Raw genomic sequence first — 25,235 nt, forward strand, 5'->3', positions numbered from 1 at the left:
GAGTAATGATGGAGCAATGTCCAGGATCGACCACCTATTCCTTCGACTGTGCCTTGGCGATGATCGAACCATGAGCATTTCACAGTCACAAGGCACTGACGCCGGCGCGGTGCGAAGGATCGAGCAATGAGTTCCAGGATCAGGCAACGTGAGTTGGACAGGGTCAAAGCGATCCTCGAACAGAATTCAGGGGCAGCCGTCATCGGCGGCATAGGTTTTGGACGATCCTCGCTTCTCCGAGCGCTCGAACGCGATTGGGTCGGCCAGGTCGTCTGGGTGCCCTTCAATCGTTCCGAAGCCGCCACACGCTTCTCGGGCCTTGAGATCCTACTGGCCGCCATGAGCGTTCTGGATGCCGAGGCATTCGAATTCTGGGACGAATTGAGTTCGGAAGGGATGTCCGAGCCCGAAGCGAGCGAATGGGTGATGACCGCATTCAGACAGGCACGGATCCCTGACAACACCCTCATTGTCATTCCCGATGCGGATGGGATGGATACATCGTCCCAGGTCGTGCTCGGACAGATCGTGCGCCGACTTCGGACGGGGCGACTGCGGATCGCAGTCACGGCGCGGCTGGTGCCGGAGGAGAGCCCGCTGTCCGGAATGCCCAGCCTCGAACTTCGGCCGCTCGATGCGACGGATATGACCGAATTCGCCCATGACCTGACTTCGGGACATATCGCCGAGGAGGTCGTGCAGTTTTCGACGCAGATCGCTTCTGGCCGACCGCTCGCGCTCCGACTCATCCTTGCGCAGATGACCCCGAGCCAGAGGCTGGGGCGAACCGCTCTGCCGATGCCGGTGAGGGTCGGTCGGGCAGTGGATCCGATGGTGCGTGAGATCGTGGGCGAGTCCGACCCGGAAGCGGTCACCCTACTCAAGTTGCTGGCGGTGGCGCCTCTGACACCCTTTCGCCCGTTGAGGAGGCAGTTCCCACAACTGTGGGAACACGTTGAGGACTTGGAGACCCGAGGGGTACTGGAGCGCCGAGGGGCCTACATCTTCATTGCTCACGGAATCGTGCGAGCCTCCGTCCATGCGCAGATGGGCGCTGCTGAGCGACTTGCCCTCCACGAACGGCTCGAGCAGCTCTGCGCTGATTCGACTCCGGCGCTCTCGGATTGGCACGCCTCGTTCTCCAGCTTCGACGGTGCTGACAGACTGGCAGACGCGGGTCTCAGCCTCATCGCCGAGGGCTGCCGGGAGGCAGGAATCGAGTTCACCGAGCGTGCGATCAGACTGTCGCCAGATATCGGATTCATCGGGCAGCGCCTGCTCGTTGTCGCGGGGGCCCTCTACGCTCGCGGTGACCTGTCCTTCGCCTCTCGGTACATCCGCATCCTGTCGACGGTCGAAGACTCCGGTCTCATGGTTCGGGCAAGAGCGCTGAAAGTTGAGATCGAGTTCGTTCAGCATCAGCGAGTTCCTTCGCGACTTCTGGACAGTTGGACGAAAGCTGAGATGGATGAGGCTCCCGACGCGGTGGCACGGCTGCAATTGGTGCTCAGCCAATGCCACCTCGAGCGCAGAGAATATGCCGAGGCGCAGCAGCTTCTCCGTGCCGCATCGAGCCTGCAGGAGCGATTCGGTCCTCGAGAGCAGCAGCTGTACGACGCGGCGCGTCTGCGTCTCGATTGCAGCAGAGGCAACGATGAACTGGCACTGCAGAAGTTCGCCGAACTGGGGGAGCGGGAGATCGACTCGGTCGATCCCAACTACCTGCTCTCGATTGCTTCCGGACTCCTCATCACTGAGCACTATGCGTCCGCTCTGGCCGTCCTCGATCGGCTTCGCAGCCGTCATGGGCGAGAAACGATCTGGTGGACTTCAGCCGTGTACCTGCAGGCGGAGACCGCTATCCGATCTGGCAGCATCAGTGTGGCTGTGGAAACCATCGAAACCGTGGGCTCTCAGGTCGGTGCGAACCCCCCGATCAGGTCTGACCGCTGGCTCATGTTGAAGTGCTGGAGTCTGCTGGCGCAGGGGCTGGCCAGTGACGCCGAGCCCGTCGAGATGCAGTTGGCGGCCCATGCGGCGAGCACGCACAACCGTGACCTGATCGCATCCCTCAACGCTCTCCAAGGCTCGTACCTGTTGCGAGCCGGTTATCCTGCCGACGCCTCTCGCCACCTTCTTCGCTGCCAGGAGCTTGCAGGCAACTCGGGGAATGCGAATATTCATCGATATGAGCCAGACCTCATCGAGGCACTCATGCGTGTAGGTCGGAGAGAGCACGCGAGCTTGGTGTTCCAGCAGCTGAAGAAGAAGGTCGAGCGTGCTGATTCCCGCTGGGGTGAACTGGCTCTGAGCCGATGCGAGGCGATGCTGACGGCCGGGGACAAGTCCGTTGAACTCTTCCTCCGCGTGCTGCGGGCATGGACGTCTCAGGATTCTCAGTTTGAGAGGGCGCTGACGCATGAGGCACTCTCGCGCCGCTTGGCCGAGCTCGGCTCGCACGGCCAGTCTCGAGAGCATTCGCACATTGCAGGCACTTTGTACTCCGAGGTGGGTGCTGACCGTTTGGTTGAAGCGCCTCTGGGAGCAGATCGCGAATCAACACCGGAGACACCACAGCTGCCGGAGCTCTTCGAACTCAATGAGGAAGAGCTCAAGGTCGTCGAATTGGTTCGTGCGGGAATGAAGAACCGTGACATCGCCCGCCGAGTCTTCGTGTCGCTGCGCACGGTCGAGCTCCGTCTCACGTCCGTGTACAGGAAACTCGACGTCGCCTCGCGCACCGAATTGGTGGCACGTCTGGCCGGCAGCCCCCGCTTGGCCGCGGTCTGAGCGATCCCCTTGGCGGCTTGCCGCACCCCCGTCGCGGGGCCCCGCACATGCACTCCGCAGGCGGCGAAACAGCGGTGGATCGGATCTAGTTTTGACAGTATTCGCGGTCGGCACGAGCCTCCGCGGTGCACAACATTTATCAGCAGCAGGTCGGAGCCGGCTGCGTGGACAGCGGAGATTGATATGACTGCATTGACCCAACCGAGTCTGGCCGCGGGGTCGACCGGGGCCGGCGCTCTCACACGACTCACGTCGGGTATCTGGGAGCGACGGACATGGCTACAGGTGGCGATCGATATCAGCGCCTGGATATCCAGTGCTCTGCTCGCGTGGCTGGCTCTGGGCTTCAGCTGGGTGGGTGGGGGTGAATTCACCATCGCACTCAGCGCCGCGGTGGCGATCCAACTGGTTCTCGGAGCGATATTGCGACTCTACGGCAGCCGGTACCACTATGGCAGCTTCTCCGAGTACGGCAGCCTCATCGCCATTACGGTGATGATCTCAGGTGCTCTGCTGCTCGTGACCTTCGGAGACACGGCTTTCGTGCTGTTGATGGTCTTTGCCGGACTGATCACCATGTCGGCGAGCCGATACCTCATCCGCTACGTTCACCAGATCGTGACTCGTCCCATCCGTGGCGAGCGAGTTCTCATCGTCGGCGCAGGTTCCGCGGCCGAATCACTGATCCGACAGATGCTCTCGGATTCAGGCGGGTCCTATCTGCCGGTCGGACTCATCGATGACGACCCACAGAAACGTTACCTGCGCATCCACGGGGTGCGGGTTCGCGGCAAGAGCGAGGACATCGCCGAGGTGGCTCACAAGCTCGGAGCCGTCGGCGTCATCGTCGCCATCGCCGACTCCGATGCCCAATTCCTGCAGATCTGCCGCGAGCGGCTCGAGCCGACCGGACGCTGGCTGCGCACGATTCCGCCCCTGGCCGAGCTCGTCGACCGCAGGGTGGAGGTCGCCGACATCCGCGACCTCAAGGTCGAGGACCTGATCGGTCGAAGCCCGATTCACACCGACATGACTGAGATCGCCAGGAACATCGCTGGAAAGCGAGTCCTGGTCACAGGTGCTGGTGGCTCGATCGGCAGCGAACTGTGTCGACAGCTGTTCGCACTCGGCCCGGAAGCGCTCATCATGCTCGATCGAGACGAAACCGCATTGCACGGAGTAGAACTCAATCTCTTCGGGTCGGCGCTGCTGACCTCGCCGAACATCGTGCTCGCGGACATTCGTGACAGGCAGGCACTCGACCGGATCTTTGAGGAGACCAGGCCGGAAATCGTCTTCCACGCCGCTGCGCTCAAGCACCTGCCGATGCTGCAGAGATTTCCGGAGGAGGCGTGGAAGACCAACGTGTACGGCACTCTCAATGTGCTCAGCGCAGCGAGGAGAGTCGGAGTCGACCACTTCGTCAACATCTCCACGGACAAGGCTGCGTCGCCGACGAGCGAATTGGGCAGGAGTAAGCGCATAGCCGAGCGCCTAGTGAGCGGATTCGCCGCCGAGGCGGAAGGAACCTACCTTTCGGTGCGATTCGGCAATGTGCTCGGCTCACGCGGATCCGTACTTCTCTCATTCCAGGAGCAGATTCGCCGAGGCGGTCCGGTCACAGTGACCGACCCCCGAGTGCGCCGATACTTCATGACGATTCCCGAGGCGTGCCAGCTCGTGCTGCAGGCTGCAGTCATCGGTGAGGACGGATACGTCATGGTCCTTGATATGGGAGAGCCCGTGCGCATAGTCGACATCGCCCGCAGCCTGGTTGCGATGTCGAACCAGCACACGGAGATCGTGTTCACAGGCCTCCGTGAGGGCGAAAAGCTCGATGAGGAGCTGTTCGGCGATTACGAAGGCATAGTCGTGAGAATCCACGAGAAGATCAGTCGTGTCGAGGCTCCTGAGCTCGACGCTGCGGCTCTGCCTTCTGATATGGCGTCGAGACAGGAGATCGACAGCTTCTGCTCTCGGTCCTGCCGCCCGTCGCTGGTCGTCACCGACGTCACCAGCGTCACTGACGTCACCAGTGTCACCGACGTCATCGAAGCGGATGCGAGTCGGACGGTCGGTGAGCCTCATGCGGTCTGAGACTCTCGCCCGATCCGAGAACGAAACGATGATGAAGCAGCAGAGCTCTGCGGCAGCTGCGCGCATGCGCATCCTCGATGCCCAGGATCGAGAATCGTGGGACGAATGGCTGAGCGCGTGGCGTCGCTGCGCGAATGGAGACATGTTCTCCCATCCCGCCTATCTCGTCGATCGCGCCGAGTCCGGTCAGACGCCATTGGCGGCGGAGTTCGACGACGGCCGCGGTTCACGCGTGCTGTTCGCCTTCCTTCTGCGCAGGATCGACTCCGATGTCCTCGGACGGTCGTCGGTCGCCCAGAAATTCTTCGACATCACTACGGCGCTCTACTACGGCGGGCCGCTGTGCTCGCTTGCCGACGGGACCGAGGAAGCGACACTGCTGGAGACGTTCTGGGACCGGTTCCGTCAATGGGCTCGTTCTCAGAGGATCGTGAGTGAATTCCACCGTGAGAACCCTGTGTCCGGAGGGTTGAGCAGCTACCCCGGCCAACGCATCGAACAGGCGGGGCACGTCGTCAAGGAGCTGGGTGGGAGGACTGAGGCAGATCTCCTCGGTGACACGTCGAAGAGCTTCCGCCGCAGCGTCCGCAAGGCGGAGGCCGCCGGCATCAACGTCATCGTCGATGAAACGGGAGAACGTCTCGACGACTTCCTCGACCTGTACTACGCCACCATGGACCGAAATCATGCGAGTGCGAGATTCTACTATCCTCGCGAATTCTTCGACATGCTCAACACCAGTCTCGCAGGCAGAGTGGCGTATCTCTATGCGTTGGACAATGGGCGGCCGATCTCTGCAGAGCTCGTGGCGTATTGCGCTGAGATCGGCTACTCGGTTCTCGGCGCCACCGAAGAATCGAGCCTGCGGACCGGAGTGAATAGCCTTCTGTCGCATCAGGCATTCCTCTATGCGCAGACCCGCGGGATCAAGCACTATGTGCTGGGCGGAGGCGTGACCAACGCCGCCGACGACAGTCTGCTGCGCTACAAGCTGTCGATGGCGAAGTCGGGACTGCGCAGCTACTTCACTGCGCAGCAGGTGATCGATGAAGAGCGTTACATTCGCCTGAGCAGCGGCCATTCCTGCAACTCGACGTTCTTCCCGACCTATCGGTCCGACTGCTCTTGTGGATACGGGGACCAGATCGCGGATTCGGAGTCGAAGAGATGAGCGGTGTGCTTTCGGTGCTGAACGCGGATGTTGAGGCCGACCGGTCGGTGTGGTCTCGGCTGTGGGCGGCATCGCCGATGCAGTCGCCCTTCGCCCACCCAGACGTATGCCGGCTTCTCAGCCCCGGTCGGGCCACATTGATGGCAGCTGTATGGACGGAAGACAGCGGCCACATTCTCTACCCGTTCTTCATGCGAAGCATCGAAGGCCCAACGAGGGGTGGGGACGGAAGGTTCGAGCTGAGAGACATCATCTCACCCTATGGCTACGGCGGGCCACTGCACTGGGGTCTTGCGGATGCAGCAGAATCGGCAGCGCGGTTCTGGGCGGATTTCGATTCTTGGGCCCGGGACAACAACGTCGTCAGCGAATTTCTCAGGTGCTCACTGTTCGACGAGGAACTCCTTCCGTACCCGGGCAGGTTGAGACAGCGGCAGACGAATTTCGTACGAGACCTGACAGTCTCCGCCGAGGAGCTCTGGACCGGGGTCTTATCGAAGGTTCGACGAAATGTCAGACGTGCGAAGAGAGAAGGCGTGAGCGCGGTCATCGACACCGAGGGTGAGTTGATTGACGAATTCCTCAGAATCTATCTCTCCACGATGGATCGCCGGTCGAGCGCACAGTGGTACCGATTCGATCGAGAATTCTTCGCCGGTCTGCATGCAGCGCTGCCCGGCAAGTGCGCCTACGTCTTCGCGCAGCACGAAGGTCGGCTGATATCGGTCGACCTGCTGCTTCTCGGCGCAGATGCAGGCTACTACTTCCTCGGAGGCACCGACGAGGCCGCTTTCTCAGTGCGACCCAACGACTTCGTCAAGTGGGAAGTCATGAACTGGTTGCATGAGCGGAAGTACCGCAACTACGTCCTCGGAGGCGGCGTCAGATCCGACGACGGCCTCGAACGATACAAACGTGGATTCGCTCCCGACGGTGGGGTCGCGTTCCTGACCGGAGAGAGAGTATTCGCGACCGAGGAATACGAGAGACTGACCGCTGCCCGTCGAGCCGGCGTGGACGAGAGCGGTCTGACCTGGGACGAAGAGTTCTTCCCTGCATACCGGCAAGGTCCTGATTCGGTAGCCGAATCCGACTTCGAGACTGTGAGGATGTGAAATGGTCGACTACCAACGGGTCAAACGCCTATTCGACTGCATCGCCGCGGCGTTCGGGCTTCTCCTGTGCTCCGGACTCATCGCTGTGACCGCATTGCTGGTGCTCATATTTCACGGCTTACCGGTCCTGTTCGCTCAGGAACGAGTGACCAAAGACGGACGAGTGTTCCACTTGCGGAAGTTCCGCAGCATGCGGCCCTTCGACCCGTCGCGCGGATGGACGAGCGATGAGACTCGACTGACCGGATTCGGTCGGCTGCTTCGCGCAACGAGCCTCGACGAGCTGCCCGAACTGTGGAATGTGCTCGTCGGAGACATGAGCATCATCGGTCCACGGCCTCTCACCACCGACTACCTGCAGCTCTACACTCCACAGCAGGCGCGCCGACATGAGGTTCGAGGGGGCCTGAGCGGACTCGCTCAGGTCAGCGGCCGAAATGCGCTGTCCTGGGATGAGAAATTTGATCTGGATGTCGAATACGTCGACTCACTCTCCCTGATGACCGACCTGAGAGTCAGTCTGCGGACTGTCGGCACAGTCCTCGGAAGGCAGGGAGTCGAGGTCGACGAGGTGGCGACCACGGACAGCTTCGGCGGCAGTCTGCGCTCGGAGCTCGTCATATTCGAACCGGTCTCCCGCACCCGTGAACTCACGGAGTGGGCCGTGCGCACCGTTGGCGGTGCTCCAATCGGCAGGTGCGCGATGCTGAGAATCGACGAGGTGCATCGGATAGTCCGAATCGATCCGACACAAGAGGGAAGAGGAACTCTTACCGGGCAGCCCGTCGTGTATGCAGAAGTCCTCAGGCTGCTCATCAACCGAGCCCGAGGGGCGAACGCGGACCTCGCACTCTGCCCCATACCTTCGGTCGGTTCGGCTGCCGCTGCATACGCCGCTGCTGGATTCCGCACGGTGCCGCCAGAGTTGGAAGCATCAATTTCGGCGGCATTGACGCGGCACACACAGCAGCAGCCGGAGGACGAGGGTTTCCTGTACTGCGATCTCTACCCGGATGAAGCGACAAACGAGAATCTGAGGCTTGCATCATGACGATATCCGAGGCGGAACCCAAGCTGACCACACCAACGATCTCGCAGGAGCGCGTCCTGCTCTCGACCCCTGACGTCGGACCACTCGAGGAAGAGTACCTGCTCGGCGCCTTCCGCAGCGGCTGGATCGCACCCACAGGACCCGACCTCAGAGCGTTCGAAGACGAATTGGCGGCCAAGGTCGGTGTTCGACACGCTGTCGGACTCGCCTCAGGGACGGCAGCCCTTCACCTGGGGCTGCTCGGTTTGGGAGTCCAGCCCGGCGACCGCGTCGTGACGTCGACGATGACTTTCGCCGCAACGGCGAACGCCATCACCTACAGCGGCGCCATCCCCGTGTTCGTCGACTGCTGCAGCGACGGGAACCTGGATCCGCTCATTCTTCATCAAGTGCTCAAGGAGTCGAGTCGGAGTGGAACGCTTCCGACGGCGATCGTTCCAGTTGATCTGCTGGGCAGGCCGGCCGACTACGGACGGATCCTGCCGATCGCCGCCGAATTCGACGTACCTGTTCTCATCGACGCTGCGGAGTCGCTGGGGTCGATGCATGAGGGCGTGCCGGTGGGCAGTCTCGGCCGATGCGCTGCGGTGTCGTTCAACGGCAACAAGATCATGACTACCTCAGGGGGTGGGGCACTGCTGACCGACGATTCCCGCTTGGCCGAATACGCAGCCTATCTCTCCTCGCAGGCGCGGGAACCGGTGGCACACTACGAACATCGGGAGATCGGCTTCAACTATCGACTGAGCAATCTTCTCGCCGCAGTCGGAAGGGCTCAGCTCACCCGGCTCGAGTCCATGATCGAGCGGCGCAGGCAGAACCGGACCCGTTATGCGGACAGACTGGCCTCACATGACGGCATCGCCGTGTTCGGAGCCGAGAACACTCACTGGGACAACGCTTGGCTCACTGCCATCCTCGTCGATGAGTCCCTCACTGGATTCACGGCAAGTCGTCTGGGGCAGTGGCTGGCATCCAGGGGCATCGAAACTCGACCACTGTGGAAGCCGATGCATCTTCAGCCGGTCTTCCGAGACGCCCCGATGGTCGGAGGGCAGGTTGCGGAGGACCTGTTCGCCACAGGACTGACTCTGCCCAGCGGTTCGACGTTGAGCGACGCTCAGCTCGACCGCGTGATCGAAGCTGTCGACGAGCTTCTCTGCGGTGGGCCGCATTTGTGATGCGGACGCCCGTACTGACGCGCGTGAACACTGCCTCGGGCAGGCACGCCGCGCATAGTCTGGTCTCAACTCGGACCGCCGGTTCGAGCTCAAGCATGGTTGCTGTGCCGACGCCTTCTGCGATCGCGCACAGTGCTCGACCGGAGTGGAACGAATCATGAAGCTCAAAGAATATCTGCACTTGCTGCGTCGCAACGCAGTTCTCCTCGTCGTCGCCGCGCTCCTCGGCGGGCTCGGCGGGTTCGGGGCGTCTGCGCTACTGCCGACCGCATACACAGCACGGACCGAGCTTTTCGTATCTGTGGCAACGTCCGGTGACCCCTACGAACTGCAGATGGGGTCGAGCTTCATCCAGGAGCGGATACAGACCTATGTCGACATGGCGGACACTGCGCCGGTGCTGCAGCCGGTCATCGACCGGCTCGATCTGAGTACGACGCCGGAGGATCTTGCTCCGCATGTCGCAGCCTACAGCGATCCGAGAACCGTCCTCATCTCGGTCGAGGCCACCGAGGGAAATCCCGCTGATGCTGCGCGGGTCTCGGGTGCCGTCGCCGACAGCCTCGTCGAGGTCATCGGCACCATGGAGAATCCGACGGGAGACGAAGACAGCCAGATCAGGATGACCGTGTCCAATCCTCCGGCTCCGCCCGTGCGCCCGGACGGGCTGTCGCCGTGGATGTACATCGCCATCGGAGTGACAGTCGGTTTGGCGCTTGGCCTAGGATTGGCTCTGCTGCGGTCGGCTTTGGACAACAAGCTGCGGACACGTGCGGATATCGAGCGCCTCACATCAGCCTCGGTGCTCGCCGCAGTACCTGAGGACCCGAATATCGGCGATCATCCTCTCATCGATGACCTGCCGATCGACGATCCGCGTGGGGAGGCGTTTCGGCGCTTGCGGACGAATCTGCGCTTCGCACAGGTCGACGACACGAATTCGGCGATCCTCGTCACCTCGGCGCAGGCACAGGAAGGGAAATCCTCGACGAGCATCAACTTGGCCATCGCCCTCGCACAAGCGGGGAATCGGGTGGCTGTTGTCGACGTCGACCTCAGACAGCCGACGATTGCCAAGAAGCTGGGCCTGGAGAATTCTGCCGGGCTGACGACCGCGCTTCTCGGCGCCGTTGATGTGGCCGAACTGCTTCAACCATGGGGGCAGGACGAACTGTACATACTCACAGCAGGGGTGATGCCCCGAACCCCGCAGAACTCCTCGACTCACGTGCCATGAGCACACTGGTCGCGCGATTGACGGAAGAGTTCGACTTCGTCATTCTCGACGGACCTCCGCTTCTGCCAGTCGCTGACGGTCTTGCTCTCGCAAAACTGGTCGGGCGAGTGCTCATCGTCGCCGGCGTCGGCCAAGTCCGACTCACGGATCTGCAGGAAACATTGAAGTGTTTGGACGTCCTCAGCGCTCCGGTCAACCTCATCCTCAACCGAGTGCCTCGATCGGGCGTCGAGATGAGCGGCTACTACCAGCGGTACTCAACCCGGTCCGAGGAGGGTGATGCCCTGCGCGAGGGTAGGGAGGCGGGAGCGGTTGGAGCTGAGGCGCAAACGTCACCGTCGAGACCGGCTCCGCCCACAGACTCTGGAAGAGGGAGCCTTCGCCGGACTCAACGCAGACGGCGCAGTCGAGGCGCTGCTCATGCACCGGAGGGTCCGTTGGGCTCCCTGGCCGAAGAGATCTGGGGAGCCGACGGCCAACCGCGACCACACACATGGCCAGGGCGGTTCGGGGACGAGCTCCGCACGCGCCAGGCAGACAGTCTCGCAGGCGAGCACGGCCCCAGCGAAGATCACGGCGCTGCTCCGTTTCGAGATTCCGAGGCCCTGGCCGACAGCCGGAGACCATCATGAGGATAGGACTGCTGGCCAGCGTCGGACATATGATCGATTCGTTCTTCCCAGGCATTGTCACGTCATGGACAGCTGCCGGTCACGAAGTCTTCCCGGCTGCAGGCACCCCCGGGGAGGACGATGCCTGCACCGTCATCGACGGACTCACGCGTCACCCCGGGCTCGGGATCCTCCGGGCTCGGGCCGGACTGCGACGCTGGGTGGCGGAACAGCGGCTGGACGTCGTCGTGACCAACTCGGCGACCGCATCTGCGATCGTTCGAGGCAGCGATGTCGGTGCCCCGATCGTCTACTTCTGTCATGGGCTGCATTGGAATTCTGGGCGACATGCGGCCGAACGCGTATGGCAGGTGCTGGAAGCAGGACTTCTGTCGACGACCGCAGGCGTGATCACGATCAACGCCGACGACCAGGCTTGGTTCGCTCAGCGGTTCCCCCGACGGAGGATCCTCCAGCTGCCCACGGGGGTCGGACTCGACCTCGCCGCCTACCCGGCGTCACCTGTGCCGCGGACAGATGAAGCCCTCCGCCTCCTCTGGATCGGTGAATTCAGTCCAAGGAAGCGGCCTGACCTGGCGCTCGATATTGCCGTCAGGCTCCAGTCGCTCGGTGTTCCGTTCGCACTCCGCATGCTCGGCGAAGGCAGTCTGCTCAAAGCGACCAGAGAGCGAATCCGCGAACTCCGCATCGACTCACTGGTTGAGGCACCAGGACGAGGGGAGGCATCCTCCGAGTTGGCCCGGACGCATTCGCTCATCCACACCTCGACCTGGGAAGGACTGCCCCGGGTGATGCTCGAATCATTGGCAGTCGGCCGCCGGGCATATGCCTTCGATGTCAAGGGCGTGCGCGATATTCCCGGCGCAATCTTGAGCACCGACGGTGATTGCGCCGGATTGGCTGATCGCATCGCCGTCGACTGGGCCTCAGGAGAATTGCTCAAGCCGGTGCGCTTCGACCGGGAGAAGCTGGACTCCTCGCACTCGGCCGGCATGATTCGCCTCTTCCTCGAGGAATCGATTGTGGGAGACCGTGACATCAACGCTCGGGAGAAGCTTGGGAAGCGCCAGGATCTGCCTGCAGCCGAATCCGACCTCATGGTCGAACCCGACGTGCAGAACGGGACGACATGACGGCGCCGCTGGTTTCGGTCATCATTCCCGTCTACAACGGCGAGAGGTCAATTCGAGGGTGTCTGCACTCTGTGACTGCTCAGTCCTATCGCCGTCTCGAGATCATCGTCGTCAACGATGGATCTGCAGATGCGACGGAGGGCATAGTTCGTGAGCTTCGTGATGAGGACCCACGGATCGAACTCATCGTGCAGGACAACCTCGGCGTCTCTGCTGCGCGGAACCGAGGACTCGCCGCTGCTTCCGGCGAGTGGGTGATGTTCGTCGATGCCGACGACGCATTCGCCGACCCAACGCTCGTCGAAGCAGTCGTGCGTGTCGGAGTCGGGGCAGAGCTCGTCAGTTTCGGTGTGCGCAGCGAAGAAGTATCGGTCGGTGCAGACCATGGTGGCGCGGGTGGGCGCCCGCGTGTGGCGGATGCGGCTCCACTCCTCGCTCAGCCCGCTCAAGATATCGAGCTCGAGCCGAACTCGGTTGCCGAGATGATCCTTGATGAGCGCGCGAATGCGCTGTGGGACAAGGCCTATCGGCAATCGCTGATCACAGAGCAGAGGGCCCGCTTCTGTGAGGGAATCAGAATGGGGGAGGACCTGTTGTTCAATCTCGCGTGTCTGCCGGGTGTGCGGCGCATGCGAGTTCTGCCCATCGACGGTTATCTCTACCGTCGCGGCAGTGCCGCATCCGCGACCCAGCGATATCTGCCGGACAGTTTCTCAGACCTCCTGTACGTCAACGATCAGCTGAGGGCATGGGCTCGGTCGACAGGCTCGAGGCAACTCATGGGCGCGGGAGAGTACATCAGAGCCAAGAATGTGCTCTCGTGCATGCGAGATCTCCACCATCGCGACTGCGAACTCCCTGCCGACCAGCGGCTGTCTGCCGCACGGGAGATCAGAGCGAAGGTGCCTGTCGTCAGTATCCGAGGGCTGAAAGGACGCCGTCGAATGCTGTGCCTGGCCTACAACCTGATCGGCTCTCGGTCGATGTTCCATATTGCACGGCTGACAGGTGCACTGCGATGAGCGGCAAATGGGACGTCACGGATCCGCAATTCCGGATACTTCTGGTCTGCACCGGCAACATCTGCAGATCGCCACTGGCCGAATATCTTCTGCGGGCTGGACTCGACGATCTGGCGCCGGAACAGTTCCGGATCTCCAGCGCCGGCACCCAGAGCTGGGAAGGTGGTCCGGTCACCGGTCAGATCAGGAAGATCGCGGAAGAGAGGGGACTGTCCATCTCTGATTTCACCTCGACCAGGCTGCAGCCGCAGCATATTGAAGACGCCGACCTGGTCCTCACCATGGACCGGTCTCATCGCAGCGATGTCGTGCAGATGGTGCCGGCATCTCTCAGGCGCACTTTCACACTTCGTGAGTTCGCGCGAATCCTGCCGTTGGTCCCACCCGAGGGGCAGACGCAGCCGGCGCAGAGAAGGCATTCTCTGGCTGTTCTGGCCCAACGCTATCGTCGTCCCGTCCGTGATCCGGCAGCAGCAGTGTCGGATGATGTGGTCGACCCCTTCGACCGCTCGGATGCTGTCTACGACGCGATGATCGAGCAGATGGTCCCGGCGATCGATTCGCTTATCGTATGGGAACGCCGATTCTGTCCGAAAGTGACATAGTCGCATGGTGATCGCTTGGTTCGTCCTCTGTTCAGCTTGGGTCCTGGCGTTTACCGTGATGGGCAAGCTTCCCTACGTCCGGCACTGGTCCAATGCGGTCTTTCCCCTTGCTTCCTTGGTCGCAATCAATACCTACGTGGCTGCAAGCGGGAACTACGACGTGGTCGACAAATCCCGGTACGCCCTCGAATTCGAGTCCTTGAGCTTCTCAAGCTTCGGTGAAGCCTTCGACAGCTTCATCACCGACGGCCGAGAACCGGCCTTCCTGCTGTTCAACTGGGTGATCGGTCAGTTCACGCATGACGCAGCGGTATTCTTCGCGATCACTGCGGCCGTGTGCAGCATTATGCTGGTCATCACTTTGTGGCTGATCCTCGGTTCCGGGTGGATGACAGCGGTCGTGTTCTACTTGACCTTCTGCTTTGGGTTCTTCACCAACTATTCGAGTTTTCTCCTCCGTCAGGGTCTGTCACTCTCATTCCTTGTTCTTGCTCTCGCTCTGGTCTTCAGGCGAGGCAAGCTCCGCTCGGTGGCGGTTCTGCTGGCGATAGGGGTCCTCTTCCACTGGTCGGCCGCAGTGGCGGCGATTCTCATCCTTGTCGTGCGTCTGTTCAAATTGCGCATCGAGGTTCTCTTGGGTGTTTGGTGCTTGCTGTCGATCACCTATCTGACCGGTGTCAACGAGATTCTGGCCGGTCCTTTGGGGAGCACCTTCAGTGATATCGAGACATACTCCGACCCCGACATGGTCGTCGAGTACACAAGCGGAACGAATCGACTCGATTTCTGGTTGTTGAGCGCAATTCCGCTGAGCTGTGGGTATATCGCCGTCAAGAAGCTCACGTTCCTCCCCGAGTGGTATTCGGGTCTGCTGAAGGCCTACATTCTTCTCAACTGCTATTACGTGGCGATGGGGTTCCTCTACTTCGGCGACCGTCTCGCCGCCTATTCGTGGTCATTGACACCCCTGCTGATGGCGGTGCCGATCTTATATTACGACGGCAGAGGGCAGAAGTTCGTCAGGCCGGGCATTGTCCTCGGTTTCCTGGCGTGGGGTCTGTACTTCGGCACCTTCGAGGCTCTCATCAACTGACGAGCGCAACTATGATGGCCGCTCTTACGAGGTTGTGCCACGTTCAGTAGGCGGCGCGCGAATAGATGCGAGCTGCCCGGTCCCGGTAGTCAGCGGCCGACCGAGTCCATGGTTCAGCCAGTGCGGAATCGTCGGAGTCGATCGCTGTGAGTGTGGGGGCCAGTTCTTCGAACCCGCGGACGAGGAAGCGCTGGTCGAGGCCGATGTCGCGAGCGAACGCGCCGCACTTCTCGTGGTGGTCGACGATCGCAGTGGGAACGCCCGATAGGTAGGAGGCGATCGCGCCGTGCAGTCGCTGGGACCACACCAATCGTGAGCTTCTCAGCACCTCGATGACGCCGCCGATGCCGATGGAGCCGTAGTCGAGGACCCGAACGGCCCGGCCCTGATCGCGCAGCCCGGTCGCGATGTCTTCGGCGATTCTGAGATCACCCAGGTGAGGATGGGAGTTGAGAGCCAGGACAGTGATGACGACATCGGTGGATCCGAGCGCGTTCGCAATCGCCTCGGTGAGCTGGGGGCCTTTGGTCTCAGCTGCAGAAGAGGGGCAGATGGTGATTCCAGCTCCGACCGGTCGGTCGGTGGAAAGCCATGGGGGTGAGAAGCGCCGACTCAACGCCGCGAGGTCTCCACCGAGTTCGCAGGCACCGGAGAGCCGGTCGTAGGACTCCCGATCGCGAACGACGACTCTGTCGAACATGCTCAGGACTCGCACAACGGCTCGGTGATCGTCGACATGGGCAAATGGCCCGACCGATATTCCGAGTGCCTCAAATCGATGAGAACTGAACAGGCGCGTGCGCAGCGCCGAGGTGCCCGCCAATTCGGAAAACACTGACCCGCCGCAATAGGCGAAGGAAGTCGCCCACATAGCCCCCTGAACTGCAGTCCCCAGTCGTCTCACACGAGTTCTGACCGATCGACGGGAGAAATTCGAGGTGTCCCCCTCGAAAGCACGAACCTGGCTCGCGGGCCACAGGCTCGAAGCTCGGTCCTGGCAGGTCTCGAGGAACAGGTCATCTCCGAAATTGCCCCAGCCGAAGTAGCCGAGCAGCTGTACTCGGGAGTTGGCGGTTGTTCCTGTCATGGCAGTCCAGCTTTCTGTTTGGGAGCAGGTGTACGACGGAGAGAGAGGGTATGGGACGACAGAAAGTCCGCACCCATGTAACGGGCGACGGCACTGGCGAGTACGGCCAGAGAACCGGCTTCGACGGGACCGGCGCCGACGTAACCGGCCGCCCCTCCGGCGAAGACGACAGCGACAATGGAGACTGCACCGACGATTGTCATGACCCAATAGTGATTGAGCACGAGATGCAGGGAAGACAGAAGATAGCTCGGCAGAACGATGACTGCCGAAAGTGAGAAGAAGAGCACGGAGAGCCTGCTGATGTCGAAGTCTGCTCCGTAGACGAGTGTGAGAAGGAACGGGCCGATGATGACAGCGAGGGCGACCAGCGGAGACATGACAACCACGGTGATGACGCTGTTCTTCCTGACCATCTGACGAAAGCGCGGCTTCCCCGACTCCCCGAAGCGACGGCGATAGTCGGTGAGGACAGTGATCTGGACCGAAGCCCCGAGAAGATTGGCGAAGGTCACCAGGTACGCGGCGCTCGAATACACGCCGATGTCTCCTGTGCTGCCCAGCCATCCGACGACTGCCAGAGGCAGATATGTGAGAACGGATTGGATTCCCTGGGACAGCGCCAGAGGCGCACCGTGGCGAATCAGGGTGAGAGCGTTGGGACCGAACCGCCCGGCTGAGGCGTCGGCCTGAGCAACGGTCGTTCTGAGTGCGAGGAGGATCGTGGCTGAGGCGCTTGCCACGGCCACCGCTGCGGCGGCGAAGACTGCGAACTCAACCGACCCGGTGTACGTCATAACGGCGGTGGTCACTGCAGCGGTGCATGCGGCGTCGAGAATGAGGAGGACGCCGAATGTGCGCAGGCATTCGGAGCGCTGCAGCCGTGCGAAGTACAGGTCGGCAGCGGAGTTCGCTGTCTTGATGAGGAGGATCGCCACTCCCATCGGCCATGCGGCGCTTGGAGCGAGCACAGCGAGTGCTCCGAGTGCGAGCGTCCCAGCGATGATGATTCCGCTGATTCGGATGGCCAGATAGACCGACCATGTCACCGCCGATTGCAAAGTGATGTAGAGATTGCGCAGCCCCAGTTGTGCAAAGATGAAGATGGGGGTCATATACGCGAGCAGCGATGAGTAGATGCCGACGGCTTGCGGCCCTGCTTCGCGAGCGAACAGCCAGATCAGATACCACTGCGCAGTTGCGACCATGATGTTTCCCAAAGTCACGAGAACCATGGATCCACGATGTCCGGCCACTGCGATTTCCTCCAAGACGCTTCGGCCGCTCAGCCGATGGACTTCAACAGGTGCCTGTCGGAACAGTCACGTGTGCTCACTCATGGGAATGCTATCGGCGTTCGCCCAACTGCAACTGGGATCCGGCGATTCCTTACGGGAAGCCGCACGACCCATGCGGGATCTCATGCTGTCATCGCTCCTGAACTCGTCCGTTAGCCACCGGGAATGGCAACGGTTTGCGGGTGGTTCAAGAGCTTCGCGTTTCGGCACTCTCGTGAGCGGGGGGCTTGGTTCTTGCATTGAGCTGGGGGACGCGCAGGAGAGCAGGAGACCTCCTCACAGTCCGCATGCCGTCCCTGAGCACCGACGAGGCACCCGTGTAAGCCAGCAGCAGCCGGGTGAAAGCCGCGTAGAGGAGCGGCTCGATAGGGAGGTCCCACGCTCCGATGTATTCGTGCGCATCCGCACCCATGTCGGCCTTGAAGCGCACGAGGCCGGAAGCAGCATCTGATTCATCGAGGGTGTCGTCGACTCCACCGATGTCGAACACCTCGGCACCGTCGGCTATCGCCTGACGGACGATCGCCCAATAGACAGCGTTCGATGGCTTCGCCTGCGGCCGCTCTGTTCCGGTCGCGGCGAAGACGCCCTGCGCACGTGCCCCCACTTGGGCGGTCCCACTTGCGGCGATGGCCGACCCCTCATGACGGGCGAGATGCAGCGAGAAGTGTCCGGGAAACCCCTCGCTGAGGCATGACCACATGGTCTCGAAGTATTCCATCGGCTGGGGAGAGAAGCCGTTTCGCTGCGCTGTCTGTGCATAGAGCCGATGGACGTCTGCCAAGTCTCCGCGAGTCCCGAAGGTGACTTCCACTCCTGCCCGTTCGGACTTGCGGATGTTCTTCCGCCAGCTTTTGGTCATGGAAGCGAGGACCGCGTCCTCATCGCCGCCGGCCAGGTCGAGCCAGAAATTGAACCGTGGCTGGCTGGACTCGGTGGCTGCATCATTGGGAGCCCGGCGCCATCCGAGGCTTGTGAGTGAGGAGACAAGATCACCAGAAGAGTGCTGGAGTCGGTCCGGTGGGAGGTCGGAGAGTCTGGTGATATCCGGGATTGAAAGGCCGGTCCTGATCGTCGAGGCATTCCACTGTCTGATACTGATCGGAGGCGTGATTCTGACTGCGAAGACCCGTCGTGAGGTTAGATAGGACTTCAACGGGGTGAGCAGATCGTCGATGTCATGCGCACTCCAGTCGGCGACGGGGCCCTGAGGCACGAAAGCGAAGCGGCGATCGAGACCGGGCAATTTCCGATATCGGATGACGGCGCCCGCGCGCATGACCCCCTCGGCATCGAACCACCCCAATAGTTCAGGGTCCCAGGAAGCGCCCCGTGCCGTTGCCCACTCAGGAGTCTGCTGATAGCCGACCGTGTGCCGGGAATGACTCGAGGCACGGTCGATGAAGAGCCAGAAGGCTGCGGAAGAGACTGTGCGAAGCGTGTACATCGAGCCAGAGTATGCCGCCGTCCCGTCCGGGTCCATAGGATCGAAGGCAACTGCACCATACTGACGGCAAACCGCATCGGCGGCCCACAACGGCCCAGTCGCTGTGGGCAAAGAGCCGACTCCGCAGCATCGTCCTTGCGGATATTGCGGAGTACCGTCATCTTCGCGCCCGTTTCCGCTTCATCATCGATTTCTCTCACTTCCGGGTCCGCCCTCGGACGACAATGAGATCCAGTGCCGGACTGGCGACCCTCGCAGCCTTCGACGGAATCCGCGTGCGAAACCAGCCCATCGGCGATTCAACCGAGGGAAGGACTCAGAACGTGGACTGCCTCGCCACCGAACAGCGACCTACGCGGCCGGACGCGGAACTCATCGACCGATGCCGCAGAACGGAAGATGGAGGCCACGGAGGAGACCACAGATTTGGAGGATGGGGAGTGAAGAAGCCGACTGGCGAGCAGAACCAGACCTCAGGCGTGGCCGAAAGCTCCACGGAATTCGCTCATGAGCTGGGCCTCAAAGACGATTCCGTGACTGCAGAGCTCTTCGCTGCCAGTGGCGGCAACCTCATCCTGGGCCGCGCAGCGGCGGGTGCTGCGGCCAGCGCAGTCGCCAACGAGGCCGATCCCTCGGAGGTTTCTGCGCTTCGGGACGTGTCTTCGACCGTGTTCGCCGATTATGTGGCGTCTCTGGTCTCTGATTTCGACCTCGGTCTCACGAGCTCGGACGCGTACCAGGCCGCGATCCTCTCACACCTGAGCATCTTCACGCGGCAGACAGCGCTCATGGTTGTCTCTGTCGTGGGACCGCGAGTCAATGGCGAATTCGGTCTCGGTCTGAGGGATCCGGAGGGCGTTCTCATGCGCTTGCGTATGGAGGGCACTCTCGTCCCCGTGCACACGGAGGATGAGCGCAGGCTCTACCGGATTCCCAGCCTGATCGCAGGCCACCTACGGCTGGCAATGGCGAAGTCTCCGGGCTCCTCAACTCTCATTTCGGCGCTCGTCGTCGCACTGGCCGATCACCTTGAGAACTCCCAGGTCGTCGAAGCGCACATCCTTGACGATGTGTTGACTCTGAGCAGACGATTCGAGCAGTGGCAGCAGTTGGCGCGAATCCAGGAGTCCGTGGGTCTGCCGATGTTCCTCATCGCTCCACACGCAGCCTGTGCGGCATTCGGGCATCTGCCGGTTCAGGTGCTTTCCGAAGTTCCCGTCCTCGGGTTCCTCGGAGCGATGACCGACGACGTGCTCGATCGGCTCGCCAACGGCAGTTCCGGTGAGGACATTCGCACCGTCGTGATGCAGGAGACGAAAGCTGGGCGGATGCGCGCTTTCTTCCCCGGGCCAAACGACCGTGGAAGAGGCAATCTGCCTCAGCGGCCCAGCCCGTACGCGGAACACAGTTCCACAGATTCCCAGCCCAACGCTGCACATCCGGAGTCCGGGGAGGCTTCGGAACCGGTGGGAACGTCGCCCGTTGATTCAGGACGTGCCGATTTCATCTCCACACTGGGACGAATGATTTCGTTGACGAGAGAGGACCGTCACGAGGAAGCGGTCTCAATCGGGCTCGCGTGGTCCTCGAGAAAACACGGTCGGTGGGCGCAGCTCACCGTTCGACTGCTCACGGCGATCAGTCTCTTCCACCGTTCACAGTTTCGCCGCTCAGTTTCGATACTGGGCGAAATCGAATCCGATGTGGTCAGCGGCCATGTCGACGGAGACTTCCTCCTGCCCGCAGTGACCGCATGGACAGCACTCGCCTCAGTAGTCAGCGGAGACCACGACCGTGCGGACAGGGCCCTGTCGGGATTGGACGAGGAGCTGCGCAGCTCGCTTCTCGTTGAAGAGCTCGTCCGTCCCGCCGCACATGTGGCCTCGGCGCTGCGAGCTCTTGACAGACTCGACCTCGAATTGGCGGAACAGGAGCTCGACAGCCTCTCCGCCTATCCTGAGAACCGGTCCCTCTGGGCCTACCTCCCTGCAATCGGTCGCACGATCGCCATCCTCACTGCTTCGACCGAGTCGAGCCTGCTCTTCGTCAACGACGACGTCGAGAAGTATCAGGACCCGTCTGCGATGTCCGCGACCGGCCGGGACCTGCTGGCGGCCAGCAAGAGCATGATCTTCATCGGCCTGGGTCAGCTCAAGAGGGCAGAAGTCGAGCTCGAGCATATGTCACAGACCTCGGATGCGCGGATCGCGCTCAAAGTTCGTGTCGAACTCGTCGCCGGCAGGCTGGAGAACGTCATCTCCATGGTCGATACCTGGTTCTACCACAGCAGCCTCACACCTGTGAGGCGTGCCGAGTTGGCCGTTATCAAGGCGGCAGCGCTGCTGCGGATCGGTCGGCAGAACGAAGCCGTGGCGGAGTTCGTCACCGCCATCGATCTGTCCACCTGGGTGAGTTCACTGCTGCCTGTTGCCATGCTGCCCCAGGCCGATCGGAACCGCCTGCTCGACCTCACTTCCTCCCACGAAGTCTGGGATGATGCCTACGCGCGATTCTCTGGCCACTTCCACAGCCGCGAAGAGCTCCTACTGCGCTTGCGCACCGTAGGATCAATTGCCGTTGGCAGCGCCACGATTCCGCAGCTGAGCTCCGGAGAAGCGCAGCTTCTCGAGCTGCTGTCCCAGGGCCTGTCCATCTCCCAGATCTCAACCGAGCTGCACCAGGTCACGGGCACGGTGAAGAATCGGCTCTCGGCTCTGTACCGCAAGTTCGATGTCTCAGGCAGAAGTGAAGTGATCACCCGGGCCCGCGCGATGGGGTTCCTCACGCAGTGACGAGGTCCCGCCGCCGGAACCCGAGCACACCGAGGACCACGAGAACCACGGTCGCCGCGGTCAGGACCACGACCGCCTCGGCGGACAGGTCCTGGGCCGGATACTGGCCGATGTGGACGAAGACAGAGGTGTCGAGGACCGCCTCGTCGAGTTGCATCATCTGTCCGAACATGGCCATGCCGGCGCTGTAGACGAAGACGAGCCAGACCAGACCCTGCAGCCTCGGCGCCCATCCGTAGAGTGCGAGGGCGAGCCCGAGGAGAATCCACACGGATGCGGTCTGCGCGACGTGACCGAGGACCGCCGGACCGATCAGCGACCAGTCACCGGTCGAAGCGGCGGCTCCCAGACCCTCGCCCACCCCTGCCAGAGTCATCAGCCAGAGTGAGCCGAGCAGGGTCACGAGTGTCCACGACAGCATCCACCGGCCGCGACCCACGGTTGTGGCGAGGACGGGCTCCGTGCGGAACCCTGCCTCCTCGGATCGCAGGCCAGACGCGGCGATGATCGCGTAGGCGCCGGCGATCATGGCGAAGTAGAGGGCCATGTAGCCGATGTAGCCGTCGACGATTCCGCGCGAACCGCCCATGATGTCGAGGATCTCCTTCGGCATCCCTGCTGCCCCGTCTTTCATGGCTCCGGTGAAGGATCCGAAGACGGCCGCCATAGTGAAGATTCCGATCGACCACCAGGTCAGACTCGAACGCTGCAGGCGCAGCGCCAGTCCCGTGCTCGTAGACAGGCCGGATGAAGCGTGGGCCCGGCCGAGGCGGTCGGCGAAGATGCCGGCCGACAGGTCACGGCGGGACTGGAGGAACAGGCTCACGGGGATGAGGACGACGACGGCCGCCGCCGACAGCAGCAGCGGAGTCCATCGGTCGAGTGTGTACGGAGCCGTCTGCTGCGACCACCCCAGAGGAGAGAGCCAGGACAGCCAGTCCAGGTCGCCTCCGGAGACGGCGGACATGTCGCCGAGACCGCGGACGACGAACGTCGCCGCCAGCACCGCACCGGCGATGCCCGATGCTGCGCGGGCGAACGAGGTCAGCTGCACTGTGACACCGGTGATCGCCGCGAACACGCAGCCGGCCGCGGCGATGCTCGCGCCGAAGAGAAGAGCAGAGGAGAAAGGATCGGGCTTCGCTTCGGAGAAGAAGAACGCCAGGGACATGAGGAATCCGGCCACGAGGTTCATCACCAGGGTGAGAACGAGCGCGGCGAGAAGCTGAGTGTGGCGGCCGGTCACGTTCGCCCGAATCAGCTCCGCGCGACCGGTCTGCTCCTCGGCCCGAGTGTGCCGGGTCATCGTCGTGATCGACATCATTGCGATACCGATCATGAGGAAGACCCCGTACATGCCCACGACGAAGCGAGCGATTGTGATCTCGTCCATTCCGTAGCCCGGGCCGGTGATCAGCCCCATCACAGGGTTCTTTGCGAACACCGCCATTGATGACAGCGAGTTCTCGTCCATGACCAGAGCGATCGCGTTGGAGAAGTAGGCGGTGAGCGCGGCAAGGCTGAGGATCCAGATGGGCGCTCGCCACCGGTCTCGTCTGCCCATGAGCCGCAGCAGGGTCCACAGTCCTGTGATTTCGGAGCCGGCGTGGTTCTCGGCGTGACGGCCGTGGTGGGTGCGGTTCAGTCGTGCATTGTTGCGGTTGGGGGTGTCATCGGCGCTGGTCAGCAGAGTCATGATTTCTCCCTGGTGAGGATCCCCTTGCGGGGTCTGGTGCGGGTGCTCGCGGAGTCACTGCCCTCGGCGCGGTCTGCGCCGTTGCCCGCGGATGGGTCGTTGGGGTCGCCGCCGGTAGGGTCGCCGTAGTGGCGCAGCAGCAGCTGTTCGAGTGTCGGGGGAGTCGCCGTCAGCGATTGGATGTCGTGCTCGCCGAGGGCGCGCATGATGGCGGGGAGTTCGGCGGTGTCGGCGCTGAAGTGCAGCCGTGTCCCCTCGCGCACCAGGTCGTGGATGCCGGGCATGGTCGTCAACTGAGGAATGTCGGTCTCCACCTGCACGGCGACTGTCGTCCGGGACAGGTGGCGCAGGTCCGACAGGGCTCCGGATTCGACGATCCGTCCGGATCGGATGATCGACACACGATCAGCCAGGGCCTCCACCTGCGCGAGGATGTGGCTGGAGAGGAGAACCGTGCGCCCCTCCTCCTTCGCTTCCCTGATGCACTGCTGGAACACGGCCTCCATGAGCGGATCGAGGCCGGCGGTCGGTTCATCGAGCAGCAGGAGATCGACATGTGAGGCCAGCGCGGAGATCAGTGCGACCTTCTGCCGATTGCCCTTCGAATACGTTCGGCCCTTCTTGCGCGGGTCGAGATCGAAGCGTTCGATGAGTTCATCGCGTCTGCGTGTGTCGACTCCGCCGCGCAGTCGCGCGAACAGGTCGATGGCTTCGCCTCCAGTCAGGCTGGGCCACAGTTCGACGTCGCCGGGGACGTAGGCGAGTCTGCGGTGCAGCGACACCGCTTTTGCCCAGGGGTCTTCGCCGAGGAGGCTGATGCGTCCCGAGTCGTGTTTGAGGATTCCGAGCAGGATCCTGATGGTGGTGGACTTACCGGCGCCGTTCGGACCCAGGAAGCCGTGGACTTCGCCGCGCGCGACGTCGAGGGACAGTCCGTCGAGCGCGCGCACCCGGCCGTAGCTCTTGACCACATCCTGCATGGAGATGGCCGCTGTGTCGTGGTCGGCGGTCGCCGAGGTGGGCGTTGGGGTGCTTGTCGTTGTGGTCATGGCTGATCGCCTCCAGAGGAATCGGTGGGTTCGGTGGGTTCCGGGGAGTCGGGGGAACCGGACGGGTCGGGCTCTCCCTCCGGGGTCGCGCTGAGGACGCCGTTGAGGTAGAGGTCGAGCAGATGGGGGGCGAGGCGTGTCATCGTCTCTGCCGTGTCGGCGGTGCCCAGCGATATCTGCAGCCGTTGGGCGAGTATTGACGGGGAGAGCGCGAGGACCGCGATCGTCGCTGCCTGCCCCCGGGGATCGTCGCTCTGCCGGAACGAGTATCCGGCGAAGCCGTGGGCGATGTAGTCCTCGACGAGGTCGACATAGTGCTCGAAGTACCGCTGACCGTGCTCGCTGGGATCGAGCAGGGACTTCATGAGGTAGTCGATCTTCGTGCTCATGCCGGGATCGCTGAAGATCATCTGCATGGCGTGGGCAGCGTATTCGGCGTGCTTGGCCTTCGACTCGGTGATCGCTGTGAAGACGTGATCGTCGCAGGCTGTGCGCAGGCCTTCCTTCGATCCGAAATGGTGGATGACGAGTCCGGGGGAGACCCCAGCCGCCGAGGCGATGCCACGAATCGTCGATTTCGTGAACCCGTGCTCGGCGAACGCTGCGATGGCAGCCGTGAGGATCTTCTCCGCTGTCTCCGGTGAGGCATTGGGGGAGCGGGTGCGTTTCGCCTCGGGCGCGCTGGGCTTTTTCGAGTTCGAATCGTCATGTGTTGAACGCATGTTTAATATTAAACGCA

At 62.3% G+C, this 25,235-nt stretch carries 19 protein-coding genes; 13 read left to right on the forward strand and 6 right to left on the reverse strand.

Features of this window, described 5'->3' with window-relative positions:
- Positions 1–126: 126 nt before the first annotated feature.
- The 12 genes from BLT92_RS11510 (at position 127) to BLT92_RS11560 (ending at position 15,127) form a co-directional block, all read left to right on the forward strand.
- Complete coding sequence (locus tag BLT92_RS11510; RefSeq protein ID WP_092105780.1) at positions 127–2,790, forward strand: helix-turn-helix transcriptional regulator; 2,664 nt, start codon at positions 127–129, stop codon at positions 2,788–2,790.
- Between the two features lie 183 nt (positions 2,791–2,973).
- On the forward strand, positions 2,974–4,887 hold the full coding sequence (locus tag BLT92_RS11515; protein WP_092105782.1) for a nucleoside-diphosphate sugar epimerase/dehydratase: 1,914 nt from the start codon (positions 2,974–2,976) through the stop codon (positions 4,885–4,887).
- A complete protein-coding gene (locus BLT92_RS11520) occupies positions 4,877–6,058 on the forward strand; it encodes a GNAT family N-acetyltransferase (protein ID WP_157691422.1) in 1,182 nt (393 codons plus the stop codon). Before BLT92_RS11515 ends, BLT92_RS11520 begins: the two co-directional genes overlap by 11 nt.
- Before the next feature lie 191 nt (positions 6,059–6,249).
- A complete protein-coding gene (locus tag BLT92_RS20885) occupies positions 6,250–7,173 on the forward strand; it encodes a GNAT family N-acetyltransferase (protein WP_231939159.1) in 924 nt (307 codons plus the stop codon).
- 1 nt (position 7,174) lies between these two features.
- The gene (locus BLT92_RS11530) at positions 7,175–8,224 is read left to right on the forward strand and encodes a sugar transferase (protein ID WP_092105788.1); all 1,050 of its coding nucleotides are present in this window, start codon (positions 7,175–7,177) and stop codon (positions 8,222–8,224) included.
- Entirely contained in the window at positions 8,221–9,405 is a 1,185-nt protein-coding gene (locus tag BLT92_RS11535) for a DegT/DnrJ/EryC1/StrS family aminotransferase (protein WP_092105790.1), read from the forward strand. Before BLT92_RS11530 ends, BLT92_RS11535 begins: the two co-directional genes overlap by 4 nt.
- Positions 9,406–9,562: 157 nt before the next feature.
- On the forward strand, positions 9,563–10,642 hold the full coding sequence (locus BLT92_RS11540) for a YveK family protein (RefSeq protein ID WP_092105792.1): 1,080 nt from the start codon (positions 9,563–9,565) through the stop codon (positions 10,640–10,642).
- The gene (locus tag BLT92_RS20620; RefSeq protein WP_172802588.1) at positions 10,639–11,274 is read left to right on the forward strand and encodes a tyrosine-protein kinase family protein; all 636 of its coding nucleotides are present in this window, start codon (positions 10,639–10,641) and stop codon (positions 11,272–11,274) included. Before BLT92_RS11540 ends, BLT92_RS20620 begins: the two co-directional genes overlap by 4 nt.
- The gene (locus tag BLT92_RS11545) at positions 11,271–12,407 is read left to right on the forward strand and encodes a glycosyltransferase (protein ID WP_172802589.1); all 1,137 of its coding nucleotides are present in this window, start codon (positions 11,271–11,273) and stop codon (positions 12,405–12,407) included. Before BLT92_RS20620 ends, BLT92_RS11545 begins: the two co-directional genes overlap by 4 nt.
- The gene (locus tag BLT92_RS11550) at positions 12,404–13,429 is read left to right on the forward strand and encodes a glycosyltransferase family 2 protein (RefSeq protein ID WP_092105796.1); all 1,026 of its coding nucleotides are present in this window, start codon (positions 12,404–12,406) and stop codon (positions 13,427–13,429) included. The genes BLT92_RS11545 and BLT92_RS11550 overlap by 4 nt, the downstream gene beginning before the upstream one ends.
- A complete protein-coding gene (locus BLT92_RS11555) occupies positions 13,426–14,034 on the forward strand; it encodes an arsenate reductase/protein-tyrosine-phosphatase family protein (RefSeq protein ID WP_157691424.1) in 609 nt (202 codons plus the stop codon). The genes BLT92_RS11550 and BLT92_RS11555 overlap by 4 nt, the downstream gene beginning before the upstream one ends.
- Before the next feature lie 115 nt (positions 14,035–14,149).
- Positions 14,150–15,127 (forward strand): EpsG family protein, encoded by a 978-nt coding sequence (locus BLT92_RS11560; protein ID WP_157691425.1) that lies wholly within the window; start codon positions 14,150–14,152, stop codon positions 15,125–15,127.
- Between the two features lie 43 nt (positions 15,128–15,170).
- Here the strand turns inward: BLT92_RS11560 and BLT92_RS20460 are convergent, their stop codons facing one another.
- The 3 genes from BLT92_RS20460 to BLT92_RS11570 form a co-directional block, all read right to left on the reverse strand.
- A complete protein-coding gene (locus BLT92_RS20460) occupies positions 15,171–16,214 on the reverse strand; it encodes a polysaccharide pyruvyl transferase family protein (protein ID WP_157691426.1) in 1,044 nt (347 codons plus the stop codon).
- Positions 16,211–17,470 (reverse strand): lipopolysaccharide biosynthesis protein, encoded by a 1,260-nt coding sequence (locus BLT92_RS20465; protein WP_157691427.1) that lies wholly within the window; start codon positions 17,468–17,470, stop codon positions 16,211–16,213. Before BLT92_RS20465 ends, BLT92_RS20460 begins: the two co-directional genes overlap by 4 nt.
- 229 nt (positions 17,471–17,699) lie before the next feature.
- Positions 17,700–18,959, reverse strand: coding sequence for a lipid II:glycine glycyltransferase FemX (locus BLT92_RS11570; protein ID WP_157691428.1), 1,260 nt, complete (start codon positions 18,957–18,959; stop codon positions 17,700–17,702).
- Between the two features lie 440 nt (positions 18,960–19,399).
- Between BLT92_RS11570 and BLT92_RS11575 the strand changes: the two genes are divergently transcribed.
- Positions 19,400–21,751, forward strand: a complete 2,352-nt coding sequence (locus tag BLT92_RS11575; RefSeq protein ID WP_157691429.1) for a helix-turn-helix transcriptional regulator — start codon at positions 19,400–19,402, stop codon at positions 21,749–21,751.
- On the opposite strand, the gene BLT92_RS11580 is transcribed toward BLT92_RS11575, so the two are convergent.
- From BLT92_RS11580 to BLT92_RS11590, 3 genes are read right to left on the reverse strand one after another with little or no spacing between them, the layout of a single operon-like run.
- Positions 21,741–23,447 (reverse strand): ABC transporter permease, encoded by a 1,707-nt coding sequence (locus BLT92_RS11580; RefSeq protein WP_197679611.1) that lies wholly within the window; start codon positions 23,445–23,447, stop codon positions 21,741–21,743. The genes BLT92_RS11575 and BLT92_RS11580 overlap by 11 nt on opposite strands.
- Positions 23,444–24,496 carry an ABC transporter ATP-binding protein gene (locus BLT92_RS11585; RefSeq protein ID WP_092105805.1) on the reverse strand — a complete coding sequence of 351 codons (1,053 nt, stop codon included), beginning with the start codon at positions 24,494–24,496 and terminating at the stop codon, positions 23,444–23,446. Before BLT92_RS11585 ends, BLT92_RS11580 begins: the two co-directional genes overlap by 4 nt.
- Positions 24,493–25,218: a TetR/AcrR family transcriptional regulator gene (locus tag BLT92_RS11590; protein WP_092105806.1), complete on the reverse strand. Its 726-nt coding sequence runs from the start codon at positions 25,216–25,218 to the stop codon at positions 24,493–24,495. The genes BLT92_RS11585 and BLT92_RS11590 overlap by 4 nt, the downstream gene beginning before the upstream one ends.
- Positions 25,219–25,235 lie beyond the last annotated feature (17 nt).

The sequence above is a fragment of the Brevibacterium picturae genome, from assembly GCF_900105045.1.
Lineage (GTDB): Bacteria > Actinomycetota > Actinomycetes > Actinomycetales > Brevibacteriaceae > Brevibacterium > Brevibacterium picturae.